The following is a 13,252-nucleotide window of genomic DNA, read 5'->3' as shown; positions in this document are numbered from 1 at the left end:
GTCGATGACCAGAGCTCGGCTTCGACCGCGGCGTCTTCGGACTCGCGCTTCCAGCTCACGCCCCAGGTCAGCGCGATGATCAGCAGCGCATGGGCGAACAGCGCCAGCAGCAGCGCGCGGAAGGTGCCGCGCTGCGGCGGCGGTGCGAACTCGGGGCGGTCGGCGGCCAGGGACATGGCTTAGCGGCCGCCCGTGGTGGTCACCGAGAGGCCGACGCGCTCGATGCCGCTCTGCTTGAGCTGGTTCATCGCCTTGACCACGGTTTCGTACTTGACCGACTTGTCGGCGCTGATGACCACGGGGCGCTGGGCGTCGCCGCTCTGCGCGGTGCGCGCTGCCGTGCCGATTTGCGTCATGGGGATCGACAGCGCGCCGCTGCCGGTGGACGGGTCTTTCTTGATCTGCACCTCGTCGTCGCTCTTGATGACGATCTCGACCGGCCGGTCGGGTTGCTTGTTGGCGCGGTCGACCGTCGGCAGGTTGATCACGCTCGGCGTGATCAGCGGTGCGGTGACCATGAAGATGATCAGCAGCACCAGCATCACGTCGATGAACGGGACCATGTTGATCTCGTTGATCGTTCGGCGGCCGCGGCCGCGGGAGGACATGGCTGGCATGGGCTTTCCTCTGGCTCAGCGCACCGTGGCCGGACCCATCGAGGTCGGGTTGGCCACGTGCGCGCTCAGGTTGCGCTGCAGGATGTTGGAGAACTCTTCGATGAAGGTCTCCAGGCCGATCGCGATCTTGTCGATCTCGCGGGCGAAGCGGTTGTAGGCCACCACGGCCGGGATGGCGGCGAACAGGCCGATGGCGGTGGCGACCAGGGCCTCGGCGATGCCGGGCGCCACGGTGGACAGCGTGACCTGCGCCAACGCAGCCAGGCCGGTGAAGGCATGCATGATCCCCCACACGGTGCCGAACAGGCCGACATAGGGTGACACGGACCCGACGGTGGCGAGGAAGGACAGGTTCTGTTCGACCGCGTCGAGCTCGCGCTGGAAGCTTGCGCGCATCGCGCGGCGCGACCCGTCGAGCAGGGTGCCGGCATCGGTCACGTGGCGCTCGCGCAGCTTCTGGTATTCACGCATGCCCGACGCGAAGATGCGTTCCATGGGGCCGGCGAACTTGGCGTGCTGCGCGGCCGAGGAGAACAGCTCGTTCAGGCTGGTGCCCGACCAGAACTCGCGTTCGAAGTCTTCGTTGAGCGTGCGCGTGCGCTTGAGCGCGAAGTATTTGCGGAAGATGGCCGCCCAGCTGACGACCGACACCACCACCAGCAGCAGCACCACGAGCTGCACGGGAAGGCTGGCATGGAGCAATAGGGAAATGATCGAAAGGTCTTGATTCATGGTGTCTGAGGTTGAGACATGGAGCCGGCGTAGGACGCGAGGGTTCCCGAAACCTGCGGCGGGATGCGCGCGGGGCGCAGCGTGTCTGCGTGGACCCAGCCGATGCGGATGGTGCCTTCACACAGCAACGGGGCATCGGCCAGGGGATCTTCTGCGGGGGCGTGTGCGAGGCGGGCCAGCACACGCTGGGCGATTATGAGGGACGCGGAGCCGACCTGGCGCAGCTCGGCGGTGACCATCAGCTCGTCGTCGAGCCGGGCCGGGCGATGGTATTTGAGCTGGGTTTCGCTCACCACGAAGATGCCGCCGGTTTCTTCGCGCAGCTTGCCCTGCGCGATGCCGAGCGAGCGGAGCCATTCGGTGCGGGCGCGTTCCATGTACTTGAGGTAGTTGGCGTAGAAAACGATGCCACCGGCATCGGTGTCTTCCCAGTAGACGCGAATGGGGAATGCAAAGCTCATGCCGTCGTTGCGCCCCAGGCCCGCAGGCGCTCCACCGATTCCTGCAGATGCGCCATCGAGCTGGCGGTCGAGAAGCGTACGAAGCGTGCGGTCTCTGCCGTGCCGAAGTCGCGGCCAGGGGTGATGGCGAGGTGCGCCTTCCTCATCGCCTCGAAGGCGAAGTCCCAGCTGTTGGCGATGCCGAGCTTTTCCGCGAAGGCCGAGCAGTCGGCCCAGGCGTAGAAGGCGCCATCGGGGACCACGGGCACGTCGAAACCCAGGGCTTGCAGCTGCGGGATGAACCAGTCGCGACGCGCTTTGAATTCCGCGCGGCGGCGCTCGTATTCGGCGATGCTCGCAGGCTCGAAGCAGGCCAGCGCCGCATGCTGCGCCACCGTGCTCGCGCAGATGAAGAGGTTTTGCGCCAGGCGCTCGACCACCGGCACCAGCGCCTCGGGCACCACCAGCCAGCCCAGGCGCCAGCCGGTCATGCTGAAGTACTTGCTGAAGCTGTTGATGCTGATGACCTGGTCGTCGATGCCCAGCGCGCTCTGCCCGAACGCGTCGTCGTGCGAAAGGCCGAGGTAGATCTCGTCGATGAGCGTGATGCCGCCGCGCCGCATCACCACCTCGTGGATGCGGCGCAGCTCACCGGGTTCGATGGAGGTGCCGGTCGGGTTGGAGGGCGATGCCAGCAGCACGCCGCGGGTGCGGTCGGTCCATGCGGCTTCGACCTTGGCGGCGCTGAGCTGATAGCGCTCGGCCGCGGTGGTGGGGATCAGCACCGCTCGGCCCTCCGCAGCGCTCACGAAGTGGCGGTTGCATGGGTAGCTGGGGTCGGGCATCAGGATCTCGTCGCCGGCTTCGATGAGCGCCAGGCAGGCCAACTGCAGCGCGGCCGAGGCGCCGGCGGTGACGACGATGCGGCGCGCGGGCACGTCGACATGGAAGCGCTCGGCATACCAGCCACTGATGCGCTCGCGCAGCATGTCGAGGCCGGTGGCGTGCGTGTATTGCGTGGCACCGGCGCGGACGGCGCGCATCGCGGCTTCCTGTACCAAGGGTGGCGCGGTGAAGTCGGGCTCGCCGATGTTCAGGAAGATCATCGGCCGGTCGGTGTGGGCAACCTCGCGCGCGAGCGCGGAGGCCGCCTTGGCGATCTCCATCACGTAGAAGGGCTCGATGCGCTCTGCGCGCTGCGCGATCCTCATGAGGCCTCCACGCTCGGCACCGGCGTGTGTTCGCTGCCGCCCGGCGCTGCGCTCATGGTCGCGCCTTGCCGCTGGCCCGGTCGGCCTCGACCTCCACCGGACGCAGCTGGGGCGCAAGGCCGTTCAGCACCGCGTTCACGTACTTGTGGCCGTCGGTGCCGCCGAACTCCTTGGCGAGTTCGATGCATTCGTTGAGCACCACGCGCCATGGCACGTCGAGGCAGTTCTGGAACTCGTACACGCCGATCCACATCACGGCATGTTCGATCGGCGAGATCTCTTCCAGCTTGCGGTCGAGCAGCGGCACGATCAGCGCGTCGAGTTCCGATGCGGTGGCGATGGCGCCGTGCAGCAGCGCGTCGTAATGGGCGGCATCGGCCTTGTGGAAGCCCGAGAGGTCACGCGTGAACTCGTCGATGGAGGTCGCATCGTTGCGGCCGACGAGGTGCTGGTAGAGCGCCTGCAGCGCGAATTCGCGTGCACGGCTGCGCGTGGATTTGGCAGAGGCCTTGCGCGCCCCGGTGCTGGTGAGCCCGGTGCGGGACTGGCGCGGGCGCGCGCCGTCGGTCTTGGTGTCGTCGGTCATGAAGGGGAAAGTCAGGGCCTGCCGGTCGGTGCGAGCAACCGCGCCATTTCGACCGCCACGCGGGCTGCATCGCGGCCCTTGTCGGTCTGGCGGGCGACGGCCTGCTCGAGGTTCTCGGTGGTGAGGATGGCATTGGCGACCGGAAGGCGGTAGTCGAGCGCGACGCGGCTCACGCCGGCGCCCGACTCGTTGGCCACCAGCTCGAAGTGGTAGGTCTCGCCGCGGATGATGCAGCCCAGCGCGATCAGCGCGTGGTAGCGGTTGCGCTCGGCCAGCGCCTGCAAGGCGACCGGCACCTCGAGGGCGCCCGGCACGTCCAGGTGGTCGATGTCTTCGGCGGCCACGCCCAGCGTTTCGAGTTCGCCCAGGCACGCCTTGGCGAGCGCATCGGTGATGTCCTCGTTGAAGCGCGCCTGCACGATGCCGATGCGCAGCCCCTTGCCGTCGAGGGTGGCGGCGCTGCCTTTGTTCGCGTCTTTCATCGTTCTTCCTTGGTGATGTAGCCCGCGATCTCGAGGCCGAAGCCTGCGGCCATGCTGGGCATGCGGCGCGGTGTGCCCATCAATTGCATGCGGTGCACGCCGCAGGCGCGCAGGATTTGCGCGCCGATGCCGTAGCTGCGCAGGTCCATGCGCCCGCGTTCGGGCGCCTGGGCCGGCCGGGCGGTGCCGTCGAACTGCGCGAGCAGGTCGGCGCCGGTCTCGCCGCAGTTCAGGAACACGGCGACACCCTTGCCCTGTGCCGCGATATGGGCCAGGCTGGCGTCCAGGCTCCACGAGTGCAGCGAACGGTTGACTTCGAGTGCGTCGAGCACCGACAGCGGCTCGTGCACGCGCACGTCGACCGTGTCTTCGGGGTCCCACTTGCCGCGTACCAGCGCCAGGTGCACGCCGTTGCTGGGCTTGTCCTGGAAGGCGTGGGCCGTGAAGCCGCCCCAGGCAGTGTGGATCTCGCGGCAGCCCATCTTTTGGACCAGCGATTCGGTGCGGCTGCGGTGCTCGATGAGTGCGGCGATGGTGCCGATCTTGAGTCCGTGCTCCGCGGCGAAGAGCTGAAGGTCGGGCAGGCGCGCCATCGTGCCGTCTTCGTTCATCACTTCGCAGATGACGGACGCCGGCGAGCAGCCGGCCATCGAGGCCAGGTCGCAGCCGGCTTCGGTGTGGCCGGCACGCATCAGCACGCCGCCATCGACGGCCTGCAGCGGGAAGATGTGGCCGGGCTGCACGAGGTCGGCGGCCACGGCGTTGGGCGCCACGGCGGCCTGCACGGTGCGCGCCCGGTCGGCGGCCGAAATGCCGGTGGTCACGCCCTCGGCGGCCTCGATCGACACCGTGAAGGCGGTCGAGTGCTTGGCGCCGTTGCGCGCCACCATCGGCGGCAGCTGCAGCCGCTCGCACATCTCGCGCGACAGCGTCAGGCAGATCAGCCCGCGGGCATGGCGCGCCATAAAGTTGATCGACTCGGCGGTGATGTGGTCGGCCGCGATGACGATGTCGCCTTCGTTCTCGCGGTCTTCCTCGTCGACCAGGATCACCATGCGGCCGGCGCGGAGTTCTTCGACGATGTCCTCCACCGGCGAAACCGGTGCTGGCGCCAAGCCGCTGCGCGGGGCATTGATGGGTGTGACGGCGGCGTTCATGGGTTGGGGTCCTTGGGGGTGGAGGGCAGGGCACCGGCCTGGAGCATTCGCTCGACGTAGCGCGCGACCGTGTCGATTTCGAGGTTGACGCGGCTGCCGGCCTGGAGACTGCCCAGCGCGGTGTTTTCGACCGTGTGGGGGATGAGGTTGATGCTGATCTCGCTGCCTTCGGCGCCGTCGGTGACGCTGTTGACCGTGAGGCTCACTCCGTTGATGGTGATCGAGCCCTTGTAGGCCAGAAAGCGGGCCAGTGCCGGCGGCGCCAGTACGCGCAGTTCCCAGCTTTCGCCCACCGGCGCGAACCGCGCGACGGTGCCGATGCCGTCGACATGGCCGGAAACGATGTGGCCGCCCAGCCGGTCGTTGGCGCGCAAGGCCTTTTCGAGGTTGATGCGCATGTCGGGTTCGGAAAGACCCGCGGTCTTGTCGAGCGATTCGGCCGAGATGTCGATGGTGAACTGGTGCTGCGTGGGATCGAGGGTGGTGACCGTCATGCACGCGCCGTTGAGCGCGATGCTGTCGCCGAGGCCCACGTCGTCGAGATAGCCGGCCGGCGCCGCGATGCTGAGCCGTTTGCCGTGGGATGAAGAGCTGCCGAGGTCGTGGACGGCGGCGATGCGCCCCACGCCGGTGATGATTCCGGTGAACATCGCGGCATTTTCGCAGAGATGCGCAGAGGGGCCGGCAGGGTGCCGGCTAGAACCGGTCGCGGCCGGAAACGCGGGCGATGATCCGCGCGTCGGGACCGATCATTTCCAGCGACTTGAACTCCAGCGCGATGGCGCCGTCGAGCCGGGTCAGCGCGCCGGCGGCATGAGGCTGGCTCGCAATGCCCAGCCCATCGCCGATGAACTTCGGCGCCATGTAGAGCAGCAGTTCGTCGACCAGGCCCTCGCGCATCAGGGAGCCGTTGAGCTTGTGGCCGGACTCGACGTGGAGATCGTTGATTTCGCGCGTGGCCAGGTCACGCAGCATCGCGGCCAGGTCGACCTTGCCTTGCGGGTTGGGCAGGTAACGCACCGACGCGCCGCGTGCTTCGAGGGTGGCCTGGGCGGCAGGGTTCGGGGTTGCGGCATAGATCCACACGTCACGGTCGGGCTCGAAGAGACGCGCTTGCGCAGGTGTCTGCAGGTGGCTGTCGACGATCACCAAGGTCGGTTGCCGTGTTGCTTCGACCAGACGCACGTCGAGTCGCGGATCGTCTTCGAGCACCGTCCCCACCCCGGTCAGCACGGCGCCTGCGCGGCCGCGCCAGGCATGGCCGTCTGCACGCGCGGCCTCGGAGGTGATCCATTGGCTGGTGCCGTCGGGCAGGGCGGTCTTGCCGTCCAGGGAGGCGGCGACCTTGAGCCGGACCCAAGGCGTTTTTCGCACCATCCGGCTGAAAAAACCAATATTGAGATCGCGCGACATTTCGGCGCCCGGGCCAATTTCCAATTCGACGCCGGCGGCGCGCAGTCGGTCGAATCCCTGGCCGGCAACCAATGGGTTGGGATCGGCGATGGATGCGACAACTTTGTTAATTCCGGCTGCAATTAATGCGTCGCAGCACGGACCGGTCCGGCCATGGTGCGAGCAGGGTTCGAGCGTGACGAAGGCCGTGGCACCTTGGGTCGGAAAGCCGTGCACCGCGGCATCGCGCAACGCCATTACCTCGGCGTGCGGACCGCCCACCGGCTGGGTCGCCCCGCGGCCGATGACGACACCCTGCGCGTCGACGATGACGCATCCCACACGTGGGTTGGGTGCCGTATCGAAGCTGGTGATGCGCGCCAAGTCCAATGCCTCTTCGATGGCGGAATTTTTCAGATTTTTGTTTAAATCCATTTGAATACCTTGAAATCTCAATTCAATTTAATAATTGGCGAGATTTCCCGTTTGTCGTCCAATTCAATCCGTCTGTCGGTCGGGCGGAAAGACAAACAAAAAAACTGCAGAGAATTCGATCCGCTTAATTCGCCGCCAATTTCAATGCCAACGTTCCGTCTTTCCAAAGCGACACGCCCTACCGGCCATCGGCATGCCGGCTTTACGCTGATTGAGGCCATGGTAGTGCTTGCCATCTCCGCCATTCTGACCGCGCTCGCCGCGCCCACGATGCGCAATCTGATCGAAAGCAACAGCGTGTCCGATAGCGTGGAAAGCCTGATGGGCAGCATTTCGCTGGCTCGCGCCGAGGCGATCAAGCGCGGCGTGACGGTGACCATCTGCGCCAGCGAGGCAGCCAAGACCGGTGTGGTCGCGTGCGGAAACAGCGATGCGTGGAGCGTGGGCTGGCTCGTGTTCGTGGACTATTCCAACGACGGAAGTCTTGCGGCGACGGACACCGTGCTTCGCGTTCAAGGCAGCTTCGAGAAGAACGGCTCGATCAGCAACTCGAAGTCTTATTTGAGCTTCAAGCCGACAGGGACGATCGGCGCCGTGGCCAGCGGCACTTTCGCCTTTGCACCGGCTTCTGCCAGCAAACCGCCCAACGAGAACGAGATCGTCAAGGTCATCTGCTCCAGTTCCGGAGGTCGCGTGCGGGTCGTGGCCGGAACGGGATGTTCTTCATGATGCGCCGCCAAACCCCTTTCGCTGCGCCCAACGCGCGACAACGCGGCAGCTCGTTGCTCGAAGTGCTGATCGCGACGCTCGTGCTGTCCTTCGGAATGCTGGGCCTCGCGGGCTTGGCAGCCGGTTCCCAGCGCTACGCCAAGATGGCGCAGTTTCAATCCGTCGGGGTCGCGCTGGCGGCCGACTTGGGCGAGCGCATGCGTGGCAACATCGCCGGCTTTCAGAGCGGCCTGTACGCCCGGACCGAGGCCTATTCGAAAGCCGCGCCAAGTGCAAAGGCTTGCGCAGACAAATCCCTCTGCACACCCGGCGAACTAGCGTCCATCGACATGGCGCAGTGGCTGGGCGACGTTCTCCGGCGCCTGCCCGAAGGCGGGGCGTACGTCCAGCGCGACACGGTCAACCCCCTCGCGACGGACATTTGGCTGATCTGGATCGACCCTAAGCAAGCTACGGATCTGTCGGTGGCCCGAGACGACGATTGCCCGGCCAACGCGTTGAAGGGCCGCGCCAGCAGCGAGCCCAAGCCGCGCTGCATGTACTACCGGATCAGCCTATGAGCCGGAACCATCGGCGCCACGCTCGGCGCATGCGCGGGCGAACCCTCGTCGAACTGCTGGTCGCGATCACGCTCGGCGTGATTCTGATGGGCGTGCTCATCGCGACCTACCTGTCCACCGGCGTGAGCAGCCGACAGGTCACCGCCATTTCACGGATGGACGAGGATGCCGCGGTCGCCCTGAACCTGATCAGCGCGCAACTGCGCATGGCCGGCTTCAGTGTGCCCCGCAGTGGTGTAGCGCCAGCGAGCGCGTTGGTCGACGGCGTGCAGACCTTGCCGCCAGACCGGAACTTCATGGGCTTGGGCATACGCGCCTGCGATGCAGGTTTCGAGAAGTCGACGGTTCCGTTCGACGAACTGGCTTGCGCCAGCGGCACGAGCGGTACGGCGGCTTTCTCGGTACGGTACGAAGGCGCGAAGCAGGATGGGAAAGATCCCTATCAATACCTCTTGCCGCTCAATGAAGATTGCCTGAGCCAAGCTGTCAAAGACGATCAGTTCACCATGGGCAGTTTGGGTGTCGCCTATCCGCTGGTGGAGTCGCGCTTCTTCGTGGTAAGCGGTTCTACCCGCGGAACAGCGGATCTGGCGTGCGCCGGCAATGGCAATGCGGCTTTGACGAGGCAACCGATGGTGCAGAACGTCCAGGAAATGCGCCTGCGCTTCGGCGTTGCGAGCGATGACCAGAGCAGCGACGTCGTCCAGTACCTCGACAACGCAGCGGGTGTCGACGCGCTCGGCGCCGACCAGGTCCAGAACTGGTCTCGCGTGGTGACCGTTCGTCTCTGCCTTCTCATGCGAGGCGCGGAACCCGGCCCGGCCGACGCGGGTGACCGCTACCTCGATTGCGACGGGGGCGAGGTGAGCGCAAGCGACGGCTTTCTCCGACGCGCTTACTTCACTACCGTGGCGCTGCGCAACCGGGGCGGCATTGCCGCGACAGCGCCATGAGGCCCATCATTTCATCGACGGTGCGCCGGGCGAGCGGCCAAGGAGGGATCGTGCTCGTGATGTCGCTGGTCCTGCTCATCCTCGTCTCGTTGGTGGCGACTTACGCCATCCGCCGCGCCATATCCGGTGAGCAGGTCTCCAAGGGAATGCGGACGCAGGCAGTCGCCTTCCAGGCGGCCGAGACGGCGCTTCGCTATTGCGAAGACCAGATCCTGAAAGGCGGCCCGAACGCACCGACGGCCATGCCGTTTCCCGTCGATGGCGGTGCGCCCGAGCAATGGAAAACGCGGGCGAATTGGGCGCTCGATGCAGGCAAGGCGAAGGTGTTGGACAAGTCCTTTGCCAACTCGGCAGACGCCAGCGCCAGACCCTTGCCAGATGCCGTGTTGCCGCGCTGCATGGCGGAAAGCATGCGAATGCGCAACGACGCAGGATCGGAAGTCGTTGCGCTTCTGGTCACCGCTGTTGGCTACAGCCCGGACTATCGACTGAATGCCAACGGCGTACCCGAAACCGGCAGTGAAGTGTGGCTGCAATCGACGCTCACGCTTCAGCGTTGAATGGGATGCAAGGAGGAAATAGGCAAATGACGATGCGAAGAATCTGGCCTGCGTGGATGCTGGTCTGCATGTTGGCAGGTGTTGAAGCGGGAGCTGACGTGTCGCAGTTGCCGTTGACGGGTGGGGCCTCGGCGGTGCCGCCGAACCTCATGTTCACGATTGACGACTCGGGGTCCATGAGCGCCGAATGTGTGCCCGACGATATCTGCACCGGTTACTACGGTAGGGCCTCGAGCTATCGCGTTGCGGCAATTCCAGATCCGGTGGGCGTCACTGCCAGCTACAACGGCTTCGTGGCGACATACGCGAGCGACAGTCTGTTCGGTGTGCGGATGCGGTCGTCAGCGACCAATGCGATTTACTACAACCCTGCAGTCCGTTATCGGCCATGGATGCAAGCTGACGGGACGCGCTATCCTGAATATCCCGCAAGGGAAGCACCCGGTGCACCGAACAAGCTCACCCCGCGAGCGAACCTAGTCGCATCGCAATCGCTTACGCGCAAATGGTCTGCAGAAGCGTCGGAATCCGACTACCGCAACACCGCCAGCACCGCAAAGATAGTTTGGCCTGCGCAGTACTACGAGCTGAAGTCCGGCAAGCCAGGAACCAGTGTCGCTGACTTCACGCAGGTCTACATCACGTCCGACAGGAAAGAGTATCCGAAAGGGGTGCAGCGGACCGACTGCGCGGGCGTCATCTGCACCTACGAAGAGGAAGCGCAGAACTTCTCGAATTGGTACACGTACGCCCGTAACCGGCTGCAGATGGTCAAGTCAGGTACCTTCGAGGTGCTCAATGCCGTGCCGCCGTCGGTTCGTGTGGGATTCGCCGCCATCAACTCGGAGGCGTTGACCAATATCGATGGCGTCGCCACATCGACCATCTTGCTGGGTGTAAGGCCGTTCTCCGGGCCCGATCAGGCGGCGTTCTACAAGAAGCTGCAGGACCATTCGACATACAACCTCACCCCGCTGCGTCGAGCGCTGGATGATGTCGGACGCTATTTCTCACGCGCAGATAAGAAATCGCCGTGGGCCACGGACCCATCGAACGGCGAGCCCCCCACCGATCACAAGAGCTGCCGGCGCTCCTTCAACATTCTTTTGACGGATGGGCGATGGAACGACGCGGCGGCCACGACGCCAGGTGCCAACGCGGATGTCGACAACAACGACGGCCTCACGATCACGCATGCAGATGGCAAGACAACGTTCAAATACAAACCCGAGCCACCTTACCGCGGCGTAAGTGCCCCTTCCCTTGCCGACGTTGCCATGTACTACTGGAACAGGGATCTTCGCCCTGACCTGAAGAACGACGTGCCGGTGGGCTCTTCAGACCCGGCGTTCTGGCAGCACCTGGTGAATCACACGATCGGGTTGGGTCTGACCGGCGAGCTTCGCAATCCGGAAGACTGGGCGTTGCTGGTCGAGGGGAAAAAGGGTTGGGGAACGCCGTTGGAAGACAACGCGGCGACGGTGGACGATCTCTGGCATGCCGCCGTCAACAGCCGTGGCAGTACAGCCGCTGTGCAGAGCCTCGCAAGTTACTCGGGCGCGCTCAAATCGATGGTGGACTCGATCGTCATCGGCTCCGGCGGCAGCGAATCCGGCGTGGCTGTCTCAGGCCGCACCTATTCGCCGACGGCGGTCAAATACATTCCCAGCTACAAATCGGGCAGTTGGGCGGGCGAGGTCGAAGCCCGAAACCTCAGCGATGGCAAAGTGCTGTGGCAGGCCAGCAAGCAGTTTCCGAAGTTCGAAGATCGAAAAATCTACACGCTCAATTCGGAGGATTCGACGGCAGTGGCCTTTACCGTTTCCGACTTGAGCAGTGCCACACAAAGTGCGCTTCAGTTCCCCGAGCCCGCCAAGCTCATCGCCTATATCCGCGGCGACCAGACCGAAGAGAAGAACACTTATCGAAGACGAGAATCACTCCTTGGCGACATCGTCAATTCCAGCCCCGTGCTGGTGAAGGATCTCGTCGACAGCCAATACGACTTCCTCGATCCTTCCATCGCGGGCAAGACAAGCTATCTGCGCTACTTCAACAGCAAGGCGTCTCGAGAGGCCCAACTGTTCGTTGGGGCCAACGACGGGATGCTGCATGCCTTCAATGCGAACAGCGGTGCTGAAAGCTTCGCCTTCATTCCACGAAGTGTGCATGGGCGGCTGAAGGACCTGGTCAATCCGCTTTATGACCACCGCTATTTTGTGGATGGCCCCCTGACCGAGGTCGACGTCCACGACAACACCGCAGTGAAGTGGCGGAACCTCGTGGTCGGAAGCGGCGGCGCAGGTGCGAAGAATCTTTTCGCGATCAACGTACCGGTGCCGACCTTGCCTGCGAAGGGCGACCCCACCAAGCTCGATGCCGCCGCGTCGGCGCCAACCGCCAAAGACATCCTCTGGGAGATCAGCAGCGACCAGACCGACTACCGCGAAATGGGGCACGTGCTGCAGGCTCCCGAGGCCGGCATCATGCAGGACGGCTCGTGGGTCGTCATCGCTGGCAACGGTTTCGGCAGCGCGAACAACAGGGGCACGCTGTACATCATCGACGCGCTCACGGGCGCCCGGCTGGCGGCGTTGGACACCGGCTCAGGCTCGGTGGACTCGCCGGCCGGCTTGGGTGGCGTGAAGCTCGTGCGCGACGCGACGAAGCGAGTCGTCGCGGCCTACGCGGGGGATCTCCAGGGCCAACTTTGGAAGTTCGATCTTTCTTCTGCTACGCGCTCCCAATGGCGCGTGGCCTTTGGAGGCAAGCCGCTCTTCACCGCAAGGTATGGCGTGGACAAGACGCTTGCCATTACGGCGGCGCCCACGATCCTGCCGCATCCGCTGGGTGGCAACATGGTGATGGTCGGTACGGGCAGGCTGTTCGAGGGTGGGGATGCAGTCAGCGAGACGGAGCAGCGTCTCTATGGCGTCTGGGACAAGGTCCGCAGCGGCTCAGGTTCCGAAGCGGATGTGTTGAGCAACGACGACACGCTCGTGGAACAGACCATTGCGGACATCTCGATCAATGGTGCTTCGGGCCGCTTCTTCTCCGTCACCAACAAGGGGGTGGACTACGGCTCGGGCGCTTCGGCGAAAAAGCGCGGCTGGCTGATCCGCATGAGCATCGCCAAAGGTCAACGAATGATCGACCCTGCGCAAATCAGATCGGGCCGTGTGATCTTCGACACCATGGTGCCGGGCGGTGTTTCTGCAGATTGCAAGGTCGCCGGTCCACAGGGCTATGCCTTCGTGCTCGATCCATTCACTGGTGCGCCCGGGCGCGAGGCGCCTACTTTCGACACCAACGGTGACGGGCTGTTCACGTCTGCCGACAACGCGACCGTTGCCATCGTGCGCGTCGCGTCGACAGGGGGCAACCAGGTCGTCGGCAGA

The 13,252-nt window shown here is 64.8% G+C and carries 14 protein-coding genes; 5 read left to right on the top strand and 9 right to left on the bottom strand.

The features are described 5' to 3' along the window. Nucleotides 1–179: 179 nt before the first annotated feature. The 9 genes from B0W80_RS32460 to ribD are packed head-to-tail and all read right to left on the bottom strand — an operon-like array spanning nt 180 to nt 7,052. Nucleotides 180–617: a biopolymer transporter ExbD gene (locus B0W80_RS32460; RefSeq protein ID WP_077003271.1), complete on the bottom strand. Its 438-nt coding sequence runs from the start codon at nt 615–617 to the stop codon at nt 180–182. A 15-nt stretch (nt 618–632) separates the two neighbouring features. Continuing rightward, nucleotides 633–1,349: a protein TolQ gene (gene tolQ, locus B0W80_RS32455; protein ID WP_077003270.1), complete on the bottom strand. Its 717-nt coding sequence runs from the start codon at nt 1,347–1,349 to the stop codon at nt 633–635. Then, nucleotides 1,346–1,810 carry a tol-pal system-associated acyl-CoA thioesterase gene (ybgC, locus tag B0W80_RS32450; RefSeq protein WP_077003269.1) on the bottom strand — a complete coding sequence of 155 codons (465 nt, stop codon included), beginning with the start codon at nt 1,808–1,810 and terminating at the stop codon, nt 1,346–1,348. Before ybgC ends, tolQ begins: the two co-directional genes overlap by 4 nt. Then, the gene (locus B0W80_RS32445) at nt 1,807–3,000 is read right to left on the bottom strand and encodes a pyridoxal phosphate-dependent aminotransferase (RefSeq protein WP_077003268.1); all 1,194 of its coding nucleotides are present in this window, start codon (nt 2,998–3,000) and stop codon (nt 1,807–1,809) included. The genes ybgC and B0W80_RS32445 overlap by 4 nt, the downstream gene beginning before the upstream one ends. Nucleotides 3,001–3,052: 52 nt before the next feature. Beyond that, nucleotides 3,053–3,586, bottom strand: coding sequence for a transcription antitermination factor NusB (gene nusB, locus B0W80_RS32440; protein ID WP_077003267.1), 534 nt, complete (start codon nt 3,584–3,586; stop codon nt 3,053–3,055). A gap of 11 nt (nt 3,587–3,597) precedes the next feature. Beyond that, complete coding sequence (gene ribH, locus B0W80_RS32435) at nt 3,598–4,068, bottom strand: 6,7-dimethyl-8-ribityllumazine synthase (RefSeq protein WP_077003266.1); 471 nt, start codon at nt 4,066–4,068, stop codon at nt 3,598–3,600. Beyond that, nucleotides 4,065–5,225, bottom strand: coding sequence for a bifunctional 3,4-dihydroxy-2-butanone-4-phosphate synthase/GTP cyclohydrolase II (ribBA, locus tag B0W80_RS32430; protein WP_077003265.1), 1,161 nt, complete (start codon nt 5,223–5,225; stop codon nt 4,065–4,067). Before ribBA ends, ribH begins: the two co-directional genes overlap by 4 nt. Beyond that, on the bottom strand, nt 5,222–5,875 hold the full coding sequence (locus B0W80_RS32425) for a riboflavin synthase (RefSeq protein ID WP_077003264.1): 654 nt from the start codon (nt 5,873–5,875) through the stop codon (nt 5,222–5,224). Before B0W80_RS32425 ends, ribBA begins: the two co-directional genes overlap by 4 nt. 46 nt (nt 5,876–5,921) lie before the next feature. Next, complete coding sequence (ribD, locus tag B0W80_RS32420) at nt 5,922–7,052, bottom strand: bifunctional diaminohydroxyphosphoribosylaminopyrimidine deaminase/5-amino-6-(5-phosphoribosylamino)uracil reductase RibD (RefSeq protein WP_077003263.1); 1,131 nt, start codon at nt 7,050–7,052, stop codon at nt 5,922–5,924. Between the two features lie 9 nt (nt 7,053–7,061). Here ribD and B0W80_RS32415 point away from each other — a divergent pair, with 9 nt between their 5' ends. The 5 genes from B0W80_RS32415 to B0W80_RS32395 all read left to right on the top strand — a co-directional run. Beyond that, entirely contained in the window at nt 7,062–7,781 is a 720-nt protein-coding gene (locus B0W80_RS32415; RefSeq protein ID WP_179107079.1) for a GspH/FimT family pseudopilin, read from the top strand. After that, nucleotides 7,769–8,341: a type IV pilus modification protein PilV gene (pilV, locus tag B0W80_RS32410; protein ID WP_077003261.1), complete on the top strand. Its 573-nt coding sequence runs from the start codon at nt 7,769–7,771 to the stop codon at nt 8,339–8,341. Before B0W80_RS32415 ends, pilV begins: the two co-directional genes overlap by 13 nt. Beyond that, nucleotides 8,338–9,294 (top strand): PilW family protein, encoded by a 957-nt coding sequence (locus tag B0W80_RS32405; protein WP_083745782.1) that lies wholly within the window; start codon nt 8,338–8,340, stop codon nt 9,292–9,294. The genes pilV and B0W80_RS32405 overlap by 4 nt, the downstream gene beginning before the upstream one ends. Beyond that, complete coding sequence (locus B0W80_RS32400) at nt 9,291–9,854, top strand: PilX N-terminal domain-containing pilus assembly protein (protein ID WP_143684881.1); 564 nt, start codon at nt 9,291–9,293, stop codon at nt 9,852–9,854. Before B0W80_RS32405 ends, B0W80_RS32400 begins: the two co-directional genes overlap by 4 nt. 26 nt (nt 9,855–9,880) lie before the next feature. Beyond that, nucleotides 9,881–13,252: pilus assembly protein (locus B0W80_RS32395; RefSeq protein ID WP_179107078.1), on the top strand; the 3,372-nt coding region annotated here is incomplete at its 3' end.

Source organism: Variovorax sp. KK3 (genome assembly GCF_001984055.1).
Classification (GTDB): domain Bacteria; phylum Pseudomonadota; class Gammaproteobacteria; order Burkholderiales; family Burkholderiaceae_C; genus Variovorax.
The sequence above is the reverse complement of the archived record's forward strand: the minus strand, read 5'-3'. Positions and strand labels throughout refer to the sequence as shown.